The sequence below is a fragment of the Acinetobacter sp. FDAARGOS_724 genome, assembly GCF_013364475.1.
Classification (GTDB): Bacteria; Pseudomonadota; Gammaproteobacteria; order Pseudomonadales; family Moraxellaceae; genus Acinetobacter; species Acinetobacter variabilis.
Genome location: NZ_CP054908.1, coordinates 2,439,801 through 2,461,185, shown reverse-complemented (window position 1 = coordinate 2,461,185; position 21,385 = coordinate 2,439,801). Strand labels below are relative to the sequence as shown.

Genomic DNA, 21,385 nt, shown 5'->3' with positions numbered 1-21,385 from the left:
ATACAGAGTGGTGTTGATCTTCTGCTAAAGAATGAAAATAGAAGTAAGAAAGAAGCTAATTAAAATAATTGATTAAAAGTCTATAAAGCTTTCTAAAATACAATTTGGCTATGATGAGAAGGTGAGGGTGTAAACAATAAATGCCGGTTTGGGTAAAACCTGACAGATATTGATCACGCTAAAACCGGATTTTGGGTAAAAATACGATTTTTATGACCTCTTAGAAAGATTAATTTCTGATACGGTCAATCACAGCGGCAATGACAAGAACAATAAGAGATGGAATCAACCATGCCATATTTTGTTCAGAAAGCGGTAAGTTCTGTAGCAATTCAGGTAATTCAAGGCCAGCAACTTTAAGGCCATCAAAAATACCGAAAATAAATGCAACCAGTGTGGCCGGTGCAACAACTTGAGCAGGCTTTTTAAAGAAATGACCGCAGAAGCTTAGCAGGATCACTGCAATCGCAGGCGGATAAATCGCGCTCAATACAGGCACAGACACGGCAATCAGTTTGGTCAAACCAAGATTTGAAATCACTAGCGAGAAGCCGACCAGTACAAAGACAAAGGCTTTATAAGGCAGTTTGGTAATAGATGAGAAATATTCAGCACATGCGCAGGTCAAACCAATCGCAGTCACCATGCAGGCAACAAAGATCATGGTGGCAAGGAAATAAGCACCCATATCACCAAAAGCATGTTGTACATAGGCATGCAGAATAATCGCACCATTGGCAGCATTAGGGGCAACATCGTGACTACCTAGGCCTAGTTTAAACAGGCTGAGATACACCAGCGTCAAACCGATACCAGAAATAATCGCTGCATTGACTGCATATTTGGTAATCAGCTTGCGATCCGTTACGCCACGAGAAGTAATCGCACGCACGATCACAATACCAAAGACCAATGCGCCTAAGGTATCCATGGTCAGATAACCATTAACGATGCCTTCAGTTACCGGACTTGTAACATAGTTACCCACTGCAGCAGGTGGTTTGCCGGCAGGAATCAACACTGCAGCACCGCCTAAAATGATCAATGCGATAATTTTTACTGGGGACAGGAAGTATCCAACCGTATCCAGAATCTTATTTGGATAAAGGGAAACCAGAGTCACTACAGCAAAATAGATCACACTATAGATCAGCAGATTGCTAGGTGCATTGCCAAAGTATGAAGAGAAGCCGATTTCATAAGAAACGGTTGCAGTACGTGGTGTCGCAAATAAAGGTCCAACCGTCAGATAACAGACCACAGTCAGTAAAAGACTGGCTGCTTTACCTAAAGGAGAACTTAAGATCTGGATTGAACCTTCAACACGTGACAATGCCACGATGGTGATGACAGGTAGGCCAACTGCCGTAATCAGGAAACCTAGGGCAGCTAACCATACATGCTCACCGGCTTGTTGAGCCACAATCGGTGGAAAGATAATGTTGCCCGCACCAATGAACAGTGCAAAGGTCATAAAACCTAAGGCCACAATATCTCTTGTACGGAGACTTGTCATAGAGAGAGAACAAATAAATAAAAGAAAGCGATTTTAGTGTATATATGATGATTTTTGGAGTTTAATTTAATGCCGAAAGCCTTGATTTTACTGATCTTGATGATCGGATAAAGTGAACTTTAAAAGCTTGGTAGAAATATATCTTTGATATTCAGTTGAAAAAAATATAATTTATTTTTAAATAAATAAATCATTTAGACTTCATTTCATTATATTCGGCTTATTATTTGTATAAATAAGCAGCATTGAGATTCTCTATAGCAAGTTTTAAGAATTGTCATGCAGACCGAACAAATGCGCATCTTGGCTAAAAAAGGACTATAATTTCCCGATTCACCTTGAGGATAGATCCATGCGAGCTCCAGCGATTACTCTGAAAACCGAACAAGATATCGAAAAATTACGTATATCTGGGCGTTTAGCTGCACAGGTCTTGGAAATGATCGGGGAGCATGTCAAGCCGGGTGTCACGACTGAATATCTGGATGACATCTGTCATGATTTTATCGTCAATACGCTAAAAGTGACGCCTGCCAATATTGGCTATTATGGTTATACCAAAACCACCTGTATTTCACCGAATGAAGTGGTTTGTCATGGTATTCCATCTCCGAATACTGTCTTGCAAGACGGCGATATTATTAATATTGACGTTGCGATTATTAAAGACGGTTATTTTGGCGATACCAGCCGGATGTATTATGTTGGTACACCATCTCCTGAAGCCAAACGTCTGGTCGAAACCACTTATGAAGCTATGGTTGCCGGGATTCATGCCGTTAAACCGGGCGCAACCCTAGGCGATATTGGTTATGCAATCCAGTCTGCTGCACAGCGTGAAGGCTACACCATTGTGCGTGAATATTGTGGTCATGGGATTGGTAAAATTTATCACGAACAGCCAAACATTATGCATTACGGGCAACCAGGTCAGGGCATCAAACTGGTACCCGGTATGGTCTTTACCATTGAACCTATGGTCAATATGGGCAAAGCACGTGTTAAAGAGTTAAAGGACGGCTGGACAGTCGTGACTGCGGATAAATCCTGGTCAGCTCAATGGGAGCACATGGTAGTCGTGACCGACACAGGTTTTGAGCTGTTATCGCCGTGGCCAGAAGGTACAGGCGAGTATCCAGAAATTTAAATTATTTTTCACGTTATGCATTGAAATACAGTAGCTTACATAAATTACAGCTTGCTTGCTATTGGTGACGAAAGCCTACAAAACACTACATGAAGAAGTGGTTTAACCAGCCAAATTCTCTTAATCTATTTATAGTTAGTTCATGATTGTTCTATTAGATGTCTGATTACTGTGTATTAGATTTGGCTTAGCGGTAGTAGTTTCCTTTCGTTCACTTCATGCTGTAGTGAATTGTTTTTATTAGCTCATTTTTCCCCAAGAATGAGCTATTTTTTTTGCCTGAAATATTTCTATTTATACAAGATGCAGGTGCTCAACCAGATAATCAATAAATACCCGCACAGCCGGTAACAGGCCACGACGGGAAGGATAAACCAGATGAAAAATGCCATGTGCGGTTTTCCAGTCTGAAAGTACCCGAACCAGTTCGCCACGTTCTACATATTGCTGCACGACATTATCGGGCAATAAGGTAATGCCGCAGCTTGAAGCCGCCAGTTGTGCCAGCATATTCAGGTCTGATCCCATTACGGTCGGGTTGATCCGGATTTTTTTCTGTTGCTGCTGCTCATTCTGCAATATCAGGAACTGTTCAGTATGTTCCTCAGCCATGCTTAAAATTTTATGTTCAGAGAGCTGTTCAGGCGTTTTCAGATCGCCAAATTCATTCAGATAGCCCTGACTGGCAAACAGATGCTGTTCAATTTTTTCAAACTGACGAATCACCAGATTCGGATCATCATCCAGGCTGGTCCGTACCCGTAGGGCCAGATCAAAGCCTTCGTTAATGATGTCCACGCGTCGATTGGTGATCATCATCTGGACTTTAATTTCAGGATATTTTTTCAGGAAATCCGGCAGGATTTTTGCCATTTCATTCTGGGCAATGGAGACGGGCAGGCTGACTTTAATAGTGCCACGCGGTTCAGTACTGAGATGATCTACCAGGTCGTATGCAGCCTGTGCTGCACTGAGCATCACTTGTGCATGGCGATAGATATTCATGCCAATATCAGTGACTGCAAAATGACGGGAACTACGCTGAATCAGACGGACGCCAAGACGTTCTTCCAGATTATAAACGCGGCGGCTGAGCTTGGATTTGGGAATATCGGTAGCACGTTCGGCTGCACTAAAGCCGCCATGTTCGACGACCTGCGCAAAACAGTAAAAATCATCCAGATCAGTCAGCATCGTTTAATTCCATTCCTGCAACAATAGGCTGATTAAAAAATGATTGTTGCATACTGTCAACTATAGAATACGAATTTTGAATGATGACTAGATCTCGGACTCAAGTAATTTAAGTAAGGTTTTCATGCCTTCTGTGGCCGTCTGGGAAATCTTGTGAAACTGAACGGGTAAATGCTGTTGATCTGCTTTGGGATCAATATAATAAGCTGTGCAGTGAGTTGGAATCTCATGGATTAAACCAGCAACAGGATATACTTGCAGGCTAGTTCCAATGACCACAAAAATATCAGCGTCCTGTACACAATCTTGTGCTTCTTCATAAGCTGGTACAGCTTCGCCAAACCAGACCACATGTGGACGTAGTGGATAGCCATCCTTACAGAAGTGTTTAGTTAAATCTAATTCAGTCCCTTCAATCGGATAAAACTCGGTGGTGTACTGACAATTTGGGCCTGAGGTTTTGGCTAGGCAGATATTGCCATGCAGGTGAATAACCTTAGAACTTCCGGCACGTTCATGCAGATCATCAATATTTTGGGTAATCACATGGACATCAAAATCATCTTCAAGTTCAGCAATGAGTTGATGAGCTGCATTTGGCTGTGCTTCCAGAATATTTTTACGTCGGGCATTATAAAAGCGTTGCACGAGTTCCGGATTTTTAGCCCAAGCTTCCGGTGTGGCCACTTCTTCTATACGATACTGTTCCCAAAGCCCATCACTGTCACGAAAGGTGTTAATCCCACTTTCAGCACTCATGCCAGCACCTGAAAACACCACCAGTTTTTTCATGATTTCTTCTCCTTAATCTTTAAGCCGCTGAAGAGCTGGACTGTAAATTTTCTTTCAGAAAGATGCCGAGCTCCTTGGCAAATTTGAGTGGTTCGGTCAGTAAAGGGGTATGACCAGATTTGTTGAAAAGCACATGTTTAGCTTGAGGCAGGCTTTGAGCAATCAGGCGCTGGCCTTCCACAGGATAAAGTTTGGACTGCACACCGCTAAAGAAAGTCACCGGACAAGTAAGCTTCGCCAGAGCTTCACGATAATCTTCATGATGATATAAATAATTATTGATGTACCACGTCATATAATCTACCCGACTGGAAGGCAGGAGCAGGCTTTGCAGACGAGGTCGGTTCAGGATGAACTTAAACACTTTTAAACTGGCTGGACGATCATTTTGTAGCTGCATGAAGCGCAGCCATAATGCTGTAATTTGCTGACGTACTGCAGTATCCAGATTCCGAATGAGTTCAATCTGCTGATGTTCTGCAAGTAATGTTGAAAGCTGCTGCAAAATTTCAATAAATTCCTGATGGCGTGAACCAAAAAGTCCAAATGTCCAAGCATCATCAACCGGAATCTTCGGTGTTTGGTCAATATGCAAATAAGCTGCTATGTGTTTGGCAAAATCCCCGTAGCACAAGCCATGCATGGTGGTGGTTGCGCCCATCGAGTAAGCAATTACAATAAATTGATCTAAATTGAGCTGTTGGATCACCGACTGAACATCAAGCCAGTGACTGGAAATCGCATCCAGGTCTTGCGGAATTTTGCAGTGACTAGATGCCCCAAACCCACGCCACTCGGGAATAATAAAGCGGAAATTTTTCTGATGTGGATAGTGAAAAGCTGCCCATTGCCAGCTCAACATGCCCAGACCTGATAGGACCAAGACCGGTTGACCCTGACCGTATTCACGTACAAATAACTGTTCGCCATCTGGCATGCTATAGAAGGGCATGCATATCTCCGTATTTATAATTTTTCTACATCGAATTGTTTAAGTTTGGGAATAACCTGTTCCAGCCAGGCAATCCAGCCCAGTTCCTGGTCAATACCCAGTTGCAGAATCATTTTATGAATATACAGGGTTCGGTCATTTTCGTCAGCTTGAGCAAAGTCTTTGGCGAAAATCTGCTGATAGGTTTTAAGCTTCTCTTTATGTATTTCTAGATGGCGTTCCAGTTCAGGTAAGGTGCTGTTGCCGCCCAGCTGGGCTTCTGCACGTAGACGAACCATCAATTCTTCACGAAGCTGTGCAGGAGAACTATGCTCCAGCATCCAGTTAGCCAGTTCTTCCCGGCCGAGTCGCTCTACCTGATAGGTCTTTTTACGGCTATGAGAATCTTCCTCTTCTATCGTCGAAATCCAGCCTTTTTGCAGCATGGCATTCAGTTCACGATAGATCTGCTGATGGGTGGCATTCCAGAAGAAGCCCATGGAGCGGTCAAAACGGCGTGCCAGTTCAATGCCAGTGCTCGGTTTCTCAATCAGGCTGGTGAGTAAAACATGTGATAAAGACATAAACGTCTCAAGAAAATGACTCGGGATTATTATGCAACATGTTGCATAAAAATCAATTCTGCACTATAAATTAGTGCAACAAGTTGCATAAGACTGTTGCTTGATGGAAGTAAATCAGTCAGCCTGAATAAAAATAGCCAGCACATCTGCACGCTAAGGAGTTGAAATGTCTAAATATCCGAATTTACTTGCCCCACTGGATCTGGGTTTTACCACGCTTAAAAACCGTGTTTTGATGGGCTCCATGCATGTGGGCTTAGAAGAAGCACCGGGCGGTTATAATCGGATGGCTGCCTTTTATGCAGAACGTGCCAAGGGTGGTGTAGCCTTAATTGTCACAGGTGGTATTTCGCCGAATGATCATGGCGTCACTTTTCAGGGTGGTTCCAAGCTCGATACGATTGAAGAAGCTGAAAAGCATAAAGTGATTACCCAAGCTGTACATGAAGCTGGCGGGAAAATTGCCATGCAGATCCTGCATACCGGCCGTTATTCTTATCAGGCGGAAAATGTTGCGCCGTCTTCAATTCAGGCACCGATTAATCCAGTCAAACCGCATGCCTTAAGCTCGGCTGAAGTGCAGCAGACCATCGATGATTTTGCCAACTGTGCCAGACTGGCTCAGTATGCAGGTTATGATGGTGTCGAAATCATGGGCTCAGAAGGTTACCTGATCAATGAGTTCATCGCAGCACGTACCAATCATCGTGATGATGAATGGGGTGGCAGCTATGAAAACCGTATCCGTTTCCCGATTGAAATTGTACGCCGTACCCGTGAAATGGTCGGTGAGAACTTTATTATTATTTATCGTCTTTCGATGCTGGATCTGGTTGAAGGCGGTTCAACTCTAGAAGAAGTAATCCAACTCGCCAAAGCCATCGAGAAAGCGGGCGCGACGATTATTAATACCGGTATTGGCTGGCATGAAGCGCGTATTCCGACCATTGCTACTAAAGTGCCACGTGCGGCCTTTACCTGGGTTACGCGTAAGCTAAAAGGTCAGGTGAATATTCCTCTTATTACCTCTAACCGTATTAATACCCCGGAAATGGCAGAATATGTCCTGGCTACAGGTGATGCCGATATGGTGTCAATGGCACGTCCAATGCTGGCAGACTCTGAGTTTGTCTTAAAAGCAGAACAGGGCCGTAGTGATGAAATCAATACCTGTATCGGTTGTAACCAAGCCTGTCTGGATCATATTTTCTCGATGAAAATTGCCACCTGTCTGGTGAATCCACGTGCTTGTTATGAAACCGAACTGATCTTTAAAGAAACCAATGTAGCGAAAAATATTGCAGTGATTGGTGCGGGGCCGGCAGGTTTAAGCTTTGCCATCTATGCAGCAGGTCGTGGCCATCATGTCACTGTATTTGAAGCTTCAGCACAGATTGGTGGGCAATTTAATATTGCGAAGACCATTCCAGGTAAGGAAGAGTTTTATGAAACCTTGCGCTATTTTAAACGTCAGATTGAATTGCAACCACGTATTCAATTGAAATTAAATTGCACCGCGACCTTTGATCAGCTGATTTCAGCCGAATTTGATGACATTGTGGTTGCCACTGGGGTGACACCGCGTCAGCTTGATATTCCTGGAATTGATCATCCTAAAGTATTGTCTTATCTGGATGTACTAAGAGAGCGTAAACCAGTCGGCCAGCGTGTAGCGATTATTGGTGCAGGTGGTATTGGCTTTGATACAGCCGAGCTGCTCAGTCATGGGACCGAAAGTGGCAGTGTCAATCCGGAAAAATTCTATGATGAATGGGGGATCGACACTAACTATGAAAATGTTGGTGGACTTAAGACAGCCAATCTAGAACAACCTGAACGTGAAATTTATTTATTGCAGCGTAAAGCAGCTTCTGTCGGTTCAAGTCTGGGTAAAACCACAGGCTGGATTCACCGTACTGGCTTAAAACATCGTAATGTCAAAATGATTGCCGGTGCAAGCTATGAAAAAATCGATGATCAGGGCTTGCACGTTATAGTGAATGATCAACCTGCAGTATTAGACGTAGATAATGTCATTATCTGTGCTGGTCAGGAATCTTATACCGCCATGTTTGATGAACTGAAAGCTGCCGGTAAAAACGTACATCTCATTGGTGGTGCGAAAGAAGCAGGTGAGCTGGATGCGAAACGTGCGATCCGGCAGGGTGCTGAATTGGCTGCGGTAATTTAATTCTCTATAGCTTTATTTAAAAGGAAGATAACTCCTCCCTTTATAAAAGGTAGGTTGGGAGGGATTTAAATATAAAGAGAATCCCCCTAACCCCCTTTATTAAAGGGGGAAATTTCATTATTAAAACGAAGAAAGCGTATAGATAGAACTCTAAAAATAAAAGGAATCTAAAATGACACTTGAAATAACAAAACAGGCTATTACACGCTGGCATGAAATGTTGGAAACACGTGATATGTCCATATTGAATGAACTCCTCGCGGATAATGTCGTATTCCGCTCGCCCGTGGCTTTTCAGCCTTATCCCGGGAAACAGGTTGTATTTTTTATCTTGACCAATGTGATTCAGGTCTTTGAAAACTTTACTTATCACCGTGAATTTCTTAGTGAAGATGGTAACAATGTTGTACTTGAGTTTTCCGCCAATGTCAGCGATAAGAAACTTAAGGGAATCGACATGATTCAGTTCAATGATGAAGGTCAGATCATTGATTTTGAAGTAATGATCCGACCAAAATCTGGACTTGAAGCCTTAGCTGTAGAAATGGGCCAGCGGATTCAGGCTTATCAGGCTAATACTTAATTTCCTAAAATTGATTCAAGTCGGCATGAAGTTTGTACATCACTGATAGAAAACTAGAGGGGAATACAGATGAAAATGTGGCTTAAAAAAATGAGTCAACTTTCAAGTGAATATCTGGACCGCTTTAGCGGAGCGGATCTTCCAACACTTTATTATAATCCGAATGGTTTATTTTCTGGTGTGATTGAACGTTTACCACTTTTAAAACAGAAATATCGTCCAACACCGTGGTTATCAAATGCGCATGCGCACATTTTATATCTGGACTTGATAAAAAAACGCACGATTAAGCTGCAATATGATGTGCTTGAGCAGCTGAATATGTCCGATGGCGGCATTACTGGCATTGCCTGGTATGGTTTAGATTTACCGCCAAGTACACCTACTATTGTGTTATTACATACCATTACCGGTTCTCCGGAATCCATGCGGGAGCTGGTACGTGACCTGCATAAATATACAGGCTGGCGTGTTGCCCTGTGTTTGCGCCGTGGTCATGCTGACCTGCCAATGCCTGTGCCAAAAATGAACCTGTTTGGCTCCACTCAGGACTTGCGTGAACAGCTGCTCTATATTCAGGACAAATTTCCTCAATCCGATCTCTATGGTGTAGGTTCTTCTGCGGGTACAGGACTGTTAGTTCGCTACTTGGGTGAGGAGGGCGAGCAAACCCCGCTCAAAGCAGCCTTTGCCTTATGCCCAGGTTATAATACCGAAACCGGTTTTGCTTATGTGCATCCGTTTTATAGCAAAGTCATGGCTAAAAAACTGATCAAACGTTTTATCCACCCTTATCAGGAAACCTGGCAGATTTATCCTTCATGGAAGCAATTGCTTGAGGTGAAAGACTTGTCTGAATTTGAACAGCACTACTATGAGCTGGCAGGTTTTTCAGATTATGAAAGCTATACCAAGGCCACCAACCCGATTTATGTCTTTGAAAATGTCAAAATTCCATTGATGATTTTGAACTCGGAAGATGACCCGGTCTGTCATATCAAGAATCTGGAACCGTATAAGGATGCCATTCGAGCTATGCCGAATATTGTAGTCGTCACCACTAAAAAAGGCAGCCACTGTGGCTTTTATCAGGGTTTAATGCAGACAGAATCATGGGCCACTCGTCTGATGGCAGAGTATTTACTGCAACTTTCCGATACTCCAACGGCAGCTTGAAAGAGATTTTTAAACCATAAAAAACCCAGCATAAGCTGGGTTTTTTTGATGAAGGATTATATTAGTTTTCAAGTGCTGGCATAGCAGCAGCAATCGCATCTGCAACTGCATCATCTTCAGACTTGTTTGCAGAAGATGAATTGTTTTTAGGAGCGGCTGGTGTTGCTGCAGGTTTTGCAGGCTGCTCAGTACTTGAATTTGTTTCAGCTGCAGGCGCAGGCTCTGATTGAGCAGGTTCTGGTTTTTTAACTTCACGGCGAATTTCAGTCGTAGTATTCGCAGTTTGTTCGCGCTGGATTTCAACAGTCGGTGCTGCTGGTGCTTCTTCAACCGGTTCAACTGGTGTTGATTCTAATGGTTCAACAGGCTCAAGTTGTACAGGTTCCGGAGCAACCACTTCAGATGCTGGAGTAACTTCGGTTTGTTCTTCTTCTTTTGGAGCTTCTTTTTTTACACAACCAGTCAGTGTAAGGCCAGTCAGGATCAGGGTACAGATTAAAAGTTTCTTCATCATCATTGCATCAAACAGAATAGTGTAGGGTGTGAATGCTCCTATTATAGCAGCAAAATGCAATATATAAATCATATGAACTTACTGTAATTTTTTTAAGGAATTGCTGTTAGAATAGTCAATTGTTTATTGTTCTTTGATTTGATGCGGATTGACTTTGCTTTATTGGTACAAGGTAAAGTAAAATTGCGCAACATTGCAGGCCGATTTAGGCTCGATTGTACGAGAAACCCAATGACCCATTTTATTTTCGTGACTGGTGGTGTTGTTTCATCACTAGGTAAAGGTATTTCAGCTGCTTCTGTTGCTGCACTTTTAGAAGCCCGTGGTTTAAAAGTGACCATGGTAAAAATGGATCCATACATTAATGTCGATCCAGGGACTATGAGCCCATTCCAGCACGGTGAAGTTTTTGTTACAGAAGACGGTGCTGAAACAGACTTAGACTTGGGTTACTACGAACGTTTCTTGCGTCGTGCGAAAATGACCAAACTGAATAACTTTACATCAGGCCGTGTTTATCAGGATGTTCTGAATAAAGAACGCCGTGGTGACTACCTGGGTGGTACTGTACAAGTTATTCCACACATTACTGACAACATCAAAGAACGTGTACTTCGCGCTGGCGAAGGTTATGACGTTGCGATCGTTGAGATCGGCGGTACTGTAGGTGACATTGAATCTCTCCCATTCATGGAATCTGTACGTCAGTTAATGGTTGAACTTGGTCATAAACGTACGATGCTGATGCACTTAACGTTACTCCCATACATTAAGTCTGCAGCAGAATTAAAAACTAAACCAACTCAACACTCAGTAAAAGAACTTCTGTCTATTGGTATTCAACCAGACATTTTGATCTGCCGTACTGAACATGATGTTGATGCAGATACGACGCGTAAAATTGCCTTGTTCACTAACGTAGAAGCGCGTGCAGTAGTCGTGTGTAAAGATGCACGTACGATCTACCAGATTCCACGTACTTTCTATGAACAGAACGTTGATGATCTCATCTGTGAACGTTTTGGCTATGACAATCTTCCAGAAGCAGACCTGTCTGACTGGGATAATGTGGTAGAAGCTTTACTGAACCCTGAATACACTGTACGTGTTGCAATGGTGGGTAAATATGTTGAACTTCCAGATGCCTACAAGTCTGTGAACGAAGCACTTTTACATGCGGGCATTCAAAACCGAGTGAAAGTTCAGATCGACTATGTCAATGCTGAAGAACTTGAAAGCCAAGATGTCAATGAAGTATTGAAAGATGCGGATGCGATTCTGGTTCCGGGTGGTTTCGGTGAGCGTGGTACTGAAGGCAAAATGAAAGCGATTCGTTTTGCACGTGAAAACGGTGTGCCATTCCTGGGCATCTGCTTGGGTATGCAGCTTGCAGTGATCGAATATGCACGTAACGTGGCGGGTATCACTGATGCGACTTCAACAGAATTCAACCGCTCAACCAAATCTCCATTGATTGGTCTGATCACTGAATGGTTAGATGAGCGCGGTGAAGTTCAACAGCGTTCAGTAGATTCAGACCTTGGCGGTACCATGCGTCTAGGTGCACAGAAGTCTGAACTGGTACCGGGTACCAAGACTGCTGAAGTGTATGGTTCGGATGAAATTATCGAACGTCATCGTCACCGTTACGAGATGAACAACCGTTATATCCCAGTGCTGGAAGAAAAAGGCATGAAGATTTCTGGTTATTCTCCGGTACAACATCTGGTAGAAACTGTTGAAATTCCTGCACATCCTTGGTTTATTGCAGTACAATTCCACCCGGAATTTACCAGCTCGCCACGTGATGGACATCCATTATTTGCCGGTTTCATTGATGCTGCAAAAAAACAGTACCAAAAAACCAAATAATGCGAGTTTAAGACACAACTAGGAAGTTTAAATGTCACAATTAAAACCACAAGAAATTGTACGTTTAGGCGATATACAAATGGCAAACCACTTGCCATTTGTACTATTCGGCGGCATGAACGTACTTGAGTCGAAAGACTTAGCTTTTGAAATTGCAGAGACTTATGTTGATATCTGCAAGCGTTTAGATATTCCATATGTCTTTAAAGCAAGTTTTGACAAAGCCAACCGTTCAAGCCTGAACTCATTCCGTGGGCCTGGCCTCGAAAAAGGAATCGAGTGGTTAGCCGACATTAAAAAACATTTTAATGTACCAATTATCACTGATGTACATGAGCCGTATCAGGCTGCTCCTGTGGCAGAAGTTGCTGACATTATTCAGCTACCTGCATTCTTAAGTCGTCAGACTGACCTGGTTGAAGCGATGGCAAAAACTGATGCCATCATCAACATCAAAAAAGCCCAGTTCCTTGCTCCGCATGAAATGCGCCACATTTTGCATAAATGTCTGGAAGCAGGGAATGACAAGCTGATTCTTTGTGAGCGTGGTTCAGCCTTTGGTTACAACAATCTGGTTGTAGACATGCTGGGCTTCGACATCATGAAAGAAATGAACGTGCCAGTATTCTTTGATGTAACGCATGCATTACAAACTCCGGGCGGTCGTGCTGACTCTGCCGGTGGTCGTCGTGCGCAGATTACTACACTGGCGCGTGCCGGTATGGCAACAGGTCTTGCAGGTTTATTCCTGGAAGCTCATCCAAATCCAGATGTGGCAAAATGTGATGGTCCTTGTGCCTTGCGTTTATCTCAACTAGAACCATTCCTGGCTCAATTAAAAGAGCTGGATACTCTAGTGAAAGGATTTGAAAAATTAGATACACATTAATTCAATATACATTGATGCGTCTTTTTTGACGCATCATTTTTATTAATCAACTGAGGAATAGTTCATGAGTCAAATCGTTGACATTCGTGCACGTGAAATTTTGGACTCTCGTGGTAATCCAACCATCGAAGCAGACGTTATCTTAGCATCTGGCGTAGTTGGCCGTGCATGTGCACCATCTGGTGCTTCAACTGGTTCTCGTGAAGCTCTAGAACTTCGTGATGGCGATAAAGCACGTTACCTAGGTAAAGGGGTTAAAACTGCGGTTAACAACGTAAACACTCTGATTCGTGATGCGTTAGTGGGTAAATCAGTATTCGAACAGAAAGACATCGACAATACGATGATCGCTTTAGACGGTACTGAAAACAAAGAAAAATTAGGTGCAAACGCAACTTTGGCAGTATCTCTTGCTGCTGCGCGTGCTGCTGCTGAAGAAAAGAAAACTCCGCTTTACCAATATATCGCAGATCTTCGTGGTCAAAAGATTTTGACCATGCCTGTTCCAATGATGAACATCCTGAACGGTGGTGCTCACGCAGACAACACTGTTGATATTCAGGAATTCATGATTGAGCCTGTAGGTTTCACTTCATTTTCTGAAGCGTTACGTGCGGGTGCTGAAATCTTCCATTCTTTAAAATCAGTTTTGAAGAAACAAGGTTTGAACACTGCAGTTGGTGATGAAGGTGGTTTTGCGCCAAACCTTCGTTCTAACGAAGAAGCTATTACTGTGATCCTGTCTGCAATCGAGCAAACTGGTTACAAGGCTGGTTCTGACATTATGCTTGCGCTTGACTGTGCATCTTCAGAATTCTACAAAGATGGTCAATATATCCTGGCTGGTGAAGGCAACAAATCGTTCACAAGCAACCAGTTTGCTGACTACCTTGCAGGTCTAGTAAACCAATACCCAATTATCTCCATTGAAGATGGTCTGGACGAATCTGACTGGGAAGGCTGGTCTTACCTGACTTCGATTCTGGGCGACAAGATCCAGTTGGTTGGTGATGACCTGTTTGTTACGAATCCTAAGATTCTTCAACGTGGTATCAACGAGAAAGTAGGCAACTCAATCCTGATCAAGTACAACCAGATCGGTACATTGACTGAAACTCTGGATGCCATCTACCTTGCGAAAGCAAACGGTTACTCTACTGTAATCTCTCACCGTTCAGGTGAAACTGAAGATTCTACTATTGCAGATCTTGCAGTGGGTACAGCAGCAGGTCAAATCAAGACTGGTTCACTTTGCCGTTCTGACCGTGTAGCGAAATATAACCAATTACTTCGTATCGAAGAATTGACTCAAGCTGCATATCGCGGTAAAGCTGAGTTCAAAGGTTTGAACTAAGCGACTTATGTCAATGTTAAATGTATTCGACTCCTTGATGAGTAAAGTACTGTTGGGCCTTGCGATCGTTCTGATCGCAGGGTTTCAATATTTATACTGGTTTGGTGAGGGTGGTTATAATGACCATCAGGCATTGACCCAGAAAATCCAGCAACAAGTAGAATTGAATGAAGAGTTAAAAGAACGTAATCGCGTTCTGGCTGCAGAAGTTTATGATTTGAAGAATGGTATTGAAGCCATCGAAGAACATGCTCGTCTCGATTTAGGTTTGATCAAGCCGCATGAAACCTTTGTACAAATGAGCACTATTAGTACTCAATATAAACCGATTTATCTTAATCCGAATAAAGTAGACCTGAGAACCAATGAATCAGCTGATGTTCCAACAACACCATAAATTATGGGTCATTTTACCAGCTGCAGGTTCCGGTAGCCGATTTTCCAAAACCGAACTTAAACAATATCAGATGATTCAGGAACAGACCGTTCTTGAACATACGGTTTCGCGCCTGAATCAATTGCCATTAGCAGGTTATGTCCTTGCAATCGGTGCACAGGATGATGTTGCCAAGACTCTGCCATTTTCTCGTCTGGATAAAGCGCATTTTTGCTTGGGCGGTGCAGAACGCGTCAACTCTGTACTAAATGCCTTGGAATATTTATCTGAGATAGCTTCAGAAGAAGACTGGGTTTTAGTGCATGATGCAGCCCGTCCTTGTGTGAGTCAAAGCTCCTTGATTGATCTGGTCAATACAGCAATTCAAACCGATCAGGCGGCGATTCTGGGTATTCCGGTACGGGATACCTTAAAGCGTGTCGTAAAGAGTCATGATATTGAAACGACGGTAGATCGTTCAACTTTGTGGCAGGCGCAAACACCACAAATGGCGAAACTCGGAACCTTAAAACGTGCAATTCAGCAGGCACTCGCAGATGGTGTTACTATTACCGATGAAGCCAGTGCACTGGAACATATAGACGAACCAGTTCAAGTAGTACAAGGTCGCTCTGACAATATTAAAATTACCTATCCAGATGATCTGGAACTGGCCAAGCTGATTCTGGCTGCACAGCGCTAAATATATTGCAATAAAAATGGAATAAATCAGTCAATGACGATTTATTCCGGAGTACTTTAACTTATAATTTTGCCATCATGAATTTTCTACCCGTGGGCCAATGATCCCTTCACAGCAGTATCGTTTTTTGCGGCAGTCCGCACGCGATGGACGTAGTATTAATCCCCAAAATGCCTCCCGATGGACCAAGTTGCACCTTGATCCATGGCTGCTTTGTTTCCTGATTTTAAATGCGATCCTGGGTCTGATGGTGGTTTACAGTGCCACCTCTGAAGATTCCGGGATGGTGATCCGTCAGGCGATCAGTTTTGGTGTGGGCTTTGTGGTGATGTTTATCTGTGCCCAAGTACCACCTAAGGTTTATCAAGCTGCCAGTCCATATTTTTATATGTTCGGTATCTTTATGCTACTGCTGGTCTTTGTGATTGGTGAGAAGCGTCTTGGGGCAACCCGCTGGATTACGTTGCCGGGTGTAGGGAGTATGCAGCCGAGTGAGGTAATGAAGTTTGCCATGCCACTGATGATGGCCTGGTACTTTGCCCGTAAACCTTTCCCACCGAAGTTTCTGGACATTGTCGGTGCTTTGGTGATTTTAGGCGTGCCATTTGTACTGGTAGCACTGCAACCCGATCTAAATATCGGTCTGGTGATTCCCGGGATTTTTGTACTGTTCCTAAGCGGCATGTCATGGCGTTTAATTGCTGGAGCCTTTGCTGCTTTAGCTATTGCAGTGCCATTGCTGTGGATGTTCTTTTTTCAGGAGTATCAAAAGAAACGGATTCTGACTTTATTCGATCCAGAATCAGATGCCTTGGGCGCAGGCTGGAATATTATCCAGTCCAAAATTGCCATCGGTTCGGGCGGGATTATGGGGAAAGGCTATTCGCAAGGTACTCAGTCTCATCTAGGTTATCTGCCTGAACATCATACCGACTTTATTATGTCGACTTATGCGGAAGAATTTGGTTTTATCGGGGTGTTTCTTCTATTCAGCCTGTTTACGGCCATTATTATTCGCTGTCTGATTATTGGCATGAATAGCTTTCATAACTTTGGCCGTTTATACGCCGGTGCGATCGGACTAACTTTTTTCTTCTTTGTATTTTTAAACTCAGGCATGGTCAGTGGGATCTTGCCTGTGACGGGTGACCCTTTGCCATTGATGAGTTATGGGGGGACAGCCGTGATTTCCATGTTGGCAGGGATGGGTATTGTGATGTCAATCCATACTCATCGATAGAAAGTTTAAAAGCGAGATTTTTATCTCGCTTTTTTAATTTTAAGCCCATAAAAAATTAATAATACTATAGTGGTTTTTCATATGGATAATATTTTTCGATTGTCTGAACAAATGCTTGAAGAGTTGGATGATGAGTTAATTAGCTCAGTGTATTTAGAGGCAGGTTTAAGGCTGGAATTGGTGCACGAATGTTGTGATATAGCTATTGAACATGGGGTTGCTATACAACATCTATTAGAATTAGAAAGAGACATTTCAGCGATAGCACTATTCAGGATGCAATTTGAGGCTGTCGTTAGGGCTTATTGGCTTCTTATGGTAGCAACAAATAATGAAGTGCAAAAATTCGAAGTAAAAAATGAAGCTCAGCTTTTCCAAAATATAAAAATACTTTCTGTCACAGAAATGATCACTAAGCTCGAAGGAGTAAAGGAAATAGAACATATTGTTGAAATGTTTAAGGAGTTTAAGTTTTACTCTTTAAAGCATTTACATTCCGTCGTACATACGGGTAGGAATTCTTTAATTCAAAAGCGTGCTGGATTATCGGATGAATTTAGAATTACTTTGATTAGGCAAGTTAATGGATTTATTACCATGGCTGCACAAATTTTGCTAAGACATGCTGGAAAGGAAAAGTATCTGCATTATATTCATGGTAAATATGGAAGTTGCTTTCAGATGCAAGAGGATATTTCTGCTGAGGAAAAGCAAAGAATTGATAGTAAATTTGCAAAATATCAATAAAAAAGCCCTCAAATGAGGGCTTTGTTTTTGGCTGTTTAATACCTAATTAAGAAACCAAGTGTAATAACCCCATAGCATTAACGGCCAAGCCAGAAACGGACTAAATAGCCATTTCCAGAACCAGTGCTGAGGGATAAAGCCAACCCCGTGAATAAAACCGCCTGAAATGCCGATCATGATAAACATCATGGCGCGGTGGCTATATTCCCCGTTGGCATCCAGCATTGCAGCAGGATGAACCAGCAACACCGCTGCGATTGGAAAAGCCAATAGGCAAGAAATCACCATTGCAAAAGGGTTAGATTTTTTTTCTATCTTTACTTGTTCAACTGCAGCGTCTGTCATCTCTTATTTCTCATCCAGGTCTTGATGATTTTCAATATATAGTGCACTGAGTACACCAGCGAAACAGGCCATCAAAATGCCGAGAATCCATGCGAAATACCACATAATTTTATCTCCTAAGACACAGCCTTAGTACAGGCTGTGTGAATTCTCTTGAATATGTTTTTTGGTAATCACGCCCCACATCTTGTAGTAACACCAAGTGGTGTAGCACAGGATCAGTGGAACGAAGATGCATGCAGCTACAGTCATCACAGTTAAGGTATTTTGGCTGGATACCGCATCCCACATGGTTAAGCTTGCAACTGGGTTGATGCTAGATGGCATCAGGAATGGGAATAGGGCAAAACCGGCAGTCAAAATCGCACCGATCACCGCTAAAGATGAACCCAGGAAGCTCAAACCTGCTTTGGCTTTAGATGCAGCCAATACCACAATGATACCGCCCAAAATACCTGAAACTGGTGCCAGTATCGTAATTGGATAATTGCTGTAGTTGTTCATCCAGCCTGGGTTGGCATTGGTCAGTACTTCTTTTGCTAGTGGATTAGCGATACCGTTAGTTTCGTAAGGAGTCACTAGGGTATAACCCTGGATACCACCGAAATATAACCATGCACCGACTACCAGGAAAGCTACCAGATAAACAATCCCCATGATTTTGGTTGCTTTGGCAGAACGTTCACGTAAATCGCCATCTGTACGTAGCATCAACCATGCACCACCGTGTGCACACAGCATAGATAAGCTGACAACACCACATACCAGTGCAAATGGATTGAGCAGGGCAAAGAAGCTGCCGGAATAAGTCGAACGAACTGTTTCGTCTAATGTAAATGGAACACCCAGGAACATATTGCCGAATGCAACACCGAAAACCAGTGCAGGCACAGCACCACCAACTGCTAGGCCCCAATCCCAGGCATTACGCCATTTGGTATTTTCCAGTTTGGAGCGATAGTCGAATCCTACTGGACGCAGGAATAAGGCAAACAGAACAAGCAGAAGTGCCCAGTACATACCAGAAAAGGCAGTTGCATAAACCATTGGCCAAGCAGCAAACAGGGCACCACCCGCAGTAATAAACCAGACTTGGTTACCATCCCAATGCGGGGCAATCGTATTGATTGCCGCACGACGTTCTTCATCATTCTGACCCACGAATGGCATGATCGCCATGGAGCCCATATCAAAGCCATCAGTCAGGGCGAAACCAATCAGCAAGACGCCAACCAGTACCCACCAGATTATTTTGAGGAGTTCGTATTCAATCATGATTGAACCTCGCCAGTTACGCCTTCTGGAAGAGCTGCATCTTCTTGATCGGCTGCTGCTTGAGAATTAGATTTTTCGAAGTGGTATTTACCGGTATGTAATGAACTTGGACCCAGACGTGAGAATTTAATCATCAGGTACATTTCAATAATCAGCAAGACAGTGTAGAACGCTGCTAATGCAATGATTGAACCCCATACATCGCCTGTGCTTAAGCTTGAAGTCGACAGATGTGTAGGCAGAACCTCACCAATAGTCCAAGGTTGACGACCTACTTCAGCAACAAACCAGCCAGTTTGTGCCGCAATCCATGGAAGTGGTAATGCAAATAATGCAAATTTTAATAACCAAGGTTTGTTTTCTGCATTGCGTTTAGCCACCGCAAAAGTTGCTAATACAAACAGAACCAGCATCAGGAAGCCAGAAGCGACCATGGCACGGAATGCCCAGAACAGGCTTGGTACATGTGGAATAGTATCTTTTGCTGCTGCCTTAATTTGCTCGTCAGAAGCATCTACAACATTTGCAGTATATTTTTTCAGAAGCAGACCGTAGCCTAAATCTTTTTGAGTTTCTGCAAATGCAGCTTTCAGCTCAGGAGACTGATCGCCAGCACGTAGTTTTTCCAGTTGTTCATAAGCTACCATACCGTTTCGGATACGACCTTCATGTTCAACCAGCAGGTCTTTAATGCCGGTAACAGGGGTATCTACAGAACGTGTAGCGATGATGCCCATGACATAAGGAATTTTCACAGCATAATCGGTAGACATGGTTTCTTTATTTGGGAAGCCAAATAAAGTAAATGCTGCAGGCGCTGGTTCAGTTTCCCATTCTGCTTCAATCGCAGCCAGTTTGGTTTTCTGTACATCACCAATTTCATAACCAGACTCATCGCCCAGCAGGATCACTGAAAGAGTAGACGCTAAACCGAAAATGGCAGCAATCGCAAATGAACGGCGTGCAAATGGCAGGTCACGTTTTTTCAGCATGTAGTAACTTGAAATTGCCAGTACGAAAATGGCACCAGTCACATAACCTGCAGAAACAGTATGTACGAATTTAACCTGTGCAACAGGGTTAAAGATCAGTGCTGCAAAGTCCACCATTTCCATACGCATGGTTTCATAGTTGAATGCTGAACCGACCGGGTTTTGCATCCAGCCATTGGCAACCAGAATCCACAGTGCAGACATGTTAGATCCCAATGCTACTAACCAGGTCACGCCCAGATGCTGTACTTTGGATAGACGGTCCCAACCGAAGAAAAATAAACCAATGAAAGTAGATTCAAGGAAGAAGGCCATCAAACCTTCAATAGCCAATGGTGCACCGAAAATATCACCCACATAATGCGAATAATATGCCCAGTTGGTTCCGAACTGGAACTCCATGGTCAAGCCTGTGGTTACCCCTAAGGCAAAGTTAATCCCGAACAGTTTTCCCCAAAACTTAGTCATGTCCTTGTAAATTTCTTTGCCGGAAATCACATAGGTGGTTTCCATGATGGCAAGCAGAAATGCCAGGCCTAAGGTCAGTGGAACAAAAATAAAGTGATACATCGCAGTCATAGCGAACTGGAACCGCGAAAGATCGACCACGCTTTCAGAAATCATCAACGTGTCTCCTTGATTTGGGAAGGATTGCCGGCGATACGCTCGGCGACTTGAGTGTCAAAATCTTTTGGAATAGTAGGCGCATCAAACCAAATATTTTTAATTACCAGAAGTAGAATGATCTTGATAATTAAAATCGCAGTAATCTCTCTTACTGTTTTTTGGTTTAAGTTTTTAGAAACTAAGCTCATGTGAACAAGCCTATTATGTGGTTTGTTATATATTATTAATCGATTGTAACTAAAAAATAAATAGACTAAATAGTTTAAATAAACATATATTTATAAGTTATTGAAAATATTAATAATATACTATTAAAAGTTTGATAATTATTCTAAAT

The 21,385-nt window shown here is 42.9% G+C and carries 22 protein-coding genes; 11 read left to right on the top strand and 11 right to left on the bottom strand.

Annotated elements, in window-relative coordinates; all coding sequences use genetic code 11:
- Window positions 1–229: 229 nt before the first annotated feature.
- Window positions 230–1,516 (bottom strand): branched-chain amino acid transport system II carrier protein, encoded by a 1,287-nt coding sequence (brnQ, locus tag FOC32_RS12970; RefSeq protein ID WP_004783780.1) that lies wholly within the window; start codon window positions 1,514–1,516, stop codon window positions 230–232.
- A gap of 352 nt (window positions 1,517–1,868) precedes the next feature.
- On the opposite strand from brnQ, the gene map reads away from it, so the two are divergent.
- Complete coding sequence (gene map / locus FOC32_RS12965; RefSeq protein WP_104426020.1) at window positions 1,869–2,663, top strand: type I methionyl aminopeptidase; 795 nt, start codon at window positions 1,869–1,871, stop codon at window positions 2,661–2,663.
- 294 nt (window positions 2,664–2,957) lie between these two features.
- On the opposite strand, the gene FOC32_RS12960 is transcribed toward map, so the two are convergent.
- From FOC32_RS12960 to FOC32_RS12945, 4 genes are all read right to left on the bottom strand, one after another.
- Complete coding sequence (locus tag FOC32_RS12960) at window positions 2,958–3,857, bottom strand: LysR substrate-binding domain-containing protein (RefSeq protein WP_104426021.1); 900 nt, start codon at window positions 3,855–3,857, stop codon at window positions 2,958–2,960.
- An 87-nt stretch (window positions 3,858–3,944) separates the two neighbouring features.
- Entirely contained in the window at window positions 3,945–4,649 is a 705-nt protein-coding gene (locus tag FOC32_RS12955; protein ID WP_104426022.1) for an SIR2 family NAD-dependent protein deacylase, read from the bottom strand.
- A 19-nt stretch (window positions 4,650–4,668) separates the two neighbouring features.
- Window positions 4,669–5,601 (bottom strand): alpha/beta fold hydrolase, encoded by a 933-nt coding sequence (locus FOC32_RS12950; RefSeq protein ID WP_104426023.1) that lies wholly within the window; start codon window positions 5,599–5,601, stop codon window positions 4,669–4,671.
- Window positions 5,602–5,615: 14 nt separating this feature from the next.
- The gene (locus FOC32_RS12945) at window positions 5,616–6,164 is read right to left on the bottom strand and encodes a PadR family transcriptional regulator (RefSeq protein WP_004783769.1); all 549 of its coding nucleotides are present in this window, start codon (window positions 6,162–6,164) and stop codon (window positions 5,616–5,618) included.
- A gap of 166 nt (window positions 6,165–6,330) precedes the next feature.
- On the opposite strand from FOC32_RS12945, the gene FOC32_RS12940 reads away from it, so the two are divergent.
- From FOC32_RS12940 to FOC32_RS12930, 3 genes are all read left to right on the top strand, one after another.
- A complete protein-coding gene (locus tag FOC32_RS12940) occupies window positions 6,331–8,355 on the top strand; it encodes an NADPH-dependent 2,4-dienoyl-CoA reductase (protein ID WP_104426024.1) in 2,025 nt (674 codons plus the stop codon).
- Between the two features lie 172 nt (window positions 8,356–8,527).
- Entirely contained in the window at window positions 8,528–8,938 is a 411-nt protein-coding gene (locus FOC32_RS12935) for a nuclear transport factor 2 family protein (protein WP_104426025.1), read from the top strand.
- A 69-nt stretch (window positions 8,939–9,007) separates the two neighbouring features.
- A complete protein-coding gene (locus tag FOC32_RS12930; RefSeq protein ID WP_004783762.1) occupies window positions 9,008–10,114 on the top strand; it encodes a YheT family hydrolase in 1,107 nt (368 codons plus the stop codon).
- Between the two features lie 61 nt (window positions 10,115–10,175).
- Here FOC32_RS12930 and FOC32_RS12925 read toward each other — a convergent pair whose 3' ends face one another.
- Window positions 10,176–10,631: a hypothetical protein gene (locus FOC32_RS12925; protein ID WP_373684945.1), complete on the bottom strand. Its 456-nt coding sequence runs from the start codon at window positions 10,629–10,631 to the stop codon at window positions 10,176–10,178.
- Between the two features lie 228 nt (window positions 10,632–10,859).
- Between FOC32_RS12925 and FOC32_RS12920 the strand changes: the two genes are divergently transcribed.
- From FOC32_RS12920 to FOC32_RS12890, 7 genes are all read left to right on the top strand, one after another.
- Complete coding sequence (locus tag FOC32_RS12920) at window positions 10,860–12,500, top strand: CTP synthase (protein ID WP_104426986.1); 1,641 nt, start codon at window positions 10,860–10,862, stop codon at window positions 12,498–12,500.
- A gap of 31 nt (window positions 12,501–12,531) precedes the next feature.
- On the top strand, window positions 12,532–13,389 hold the full coding sequence (gene kdsA, locus FOC32_RS12915; RefSeq protein ID WP_004783756.1) for a 3-deoxy-8-phosphooctulonate synthase: 858 nt from the start codon (window positions 12,532–12,534) through the stop codon (window positions 13,387–13,389).
- Between the two features lie 64 nt (window positions 13,390–13,453).
- Window positions 13,454–14,743 carry a phosphopyruvate hydratase gene (eno, locus tag FOC32_RS12910; protein ID WP_034171067.1) on the top strand — a complete coding sequence of 430 codons (1,290 nt, stop codon included), beginning with the start codon at window positions 13,454–13,456 and terminating at the stop codon, window positions 14,741–14,743.
- Window positions 14,744–14,750: 7 nt separating this feature from the next.
- A complete protein-coding gene (locus FOC32_RS12905) occupies window positions 14,751–15,140 on the top strand; it encodes a septum formation initiator family protein (protein ID WP_004783752.1) in 390 nt (129 codons plus the stop codon).
- The gene (gene ispD, locus FOC32_RS12900) at window positions 15,109–15,822 is read left to right on the top strand and encodes a 2-C-methyl-D-erythritol 4-phosphate cytidylyltransferase (RefSeq protein WP_104426027.1); all 714 of its coding nucleotides are present in this window, start codon (window positions 15,109–15,111) and stop codon (window positions 15,820–15,822) included. Before FOC32_RS12905 ends, ispD begins: the two co-directional genes overlap by 32 nt.
- Window positions 15,823–15,922: 100 nt before the next feature.
- A complete protein-coding gene (gene rodA, locus FOC32_RS12895) occupies window positions 15,923–17,062 on the top strand; it encodes a rod shape-determining protein RodA (RefSeq protein ID WP_104426028.1) in 1,140 nt (379 codons plus the stop codon).
- An 81-nt stretch (window positions 17,063–17,143) separates the two neighbouring features.
- Window positions 17,144–17,809, top strand: coding sequence for a DUF6988 family protein (locus FOC32_RS12890; protein WP_104426029.1), 666 nt, complete (start codon window positions 17,144–17,146; stop codon window positions 17,807–17,809).
- A gap of 42 nt (window positions 17,810–17,851) precedes the next feature.
- On the opposite strand, the gene FOC32_RS12885 is transcribed toward FOC32_RS12890, so the two are convergent.
- Genes FOC32_RS12885 through cydP form a run of 5 tightly spaced genes read right to left on the bottom strand, consistent with a single transcriptional unit; the run spans window position 17,852 to window position 21,236 of the window.
- Window positions 17,852–18,154, bottom strand: a complete 303-nt coding sequence (locus FOC32_RS12885) for a cyd operon YbgE family protein (protein ID WP_104426030.1) — start codon at window positions 18,152–18,154, stop codon at window positions 17,852–17,854.
- Between the two features lie 3 nt (window positions 18,155–18,157).
- The gene (cydX, locus tag FOC32_RS12880; protein ID WP_004783742.1) at window positions 18,158–18,259 is read right to left on the bottom strand and encodes a cytochrome bd-I oxidase subunit CydX; all 102 of its coding nucleotides are present in this window, start codon (window positions 18,257–18,259) and stop codon (window positions 18,158–18,160) included.
- A gap of 24 nt (window positions 18,260–18,283) precedes the next feature.
- Complete coding sequence (gene cydB, locus FOC32_RS12875; protein ID WP_104426031.1) at window positions 18,284–19,429, bottom strand: cytochrome d ubiquinol oxidase subunit II; 1,146 nt, start codon at window positions 19,427–19,429, stop codon at window positions 18,284–18,286.
- Window positions 19,426–21,045 (bottom strand): cytochrome ubiquinol oxidase subunit I, encoded by a 1,620-nt coding sequence (locus FOC32_RS12870; protein WP_104426032.1) that lies wholly within the window; start codon window positions 21,043–21,045, stop codon window positions 19,426–19,428. Before FOC32_RS12870 ends, cydB begins: the two co-directional genes overlap by 4 nt.
- Window positions 21,045–21,236 (bottom strand): cytochrome oxidase putative small subunit CydP, encoded by a 192-nt coding sequence (cydP, locus tag FOC32_RS12865; RefSeq protein ID WP_004783737.1) that lies wholly within the window; start codon window positions 21,234–21,236, stop codon window positions 21,045–21,047. The genes FOC32_RS12870 and cydP overlap by 1 nt, the downstream gene beginning before the upstream one ends.
- Window positions 21,237–21,385: the final 149 nt, after the last annotated feature.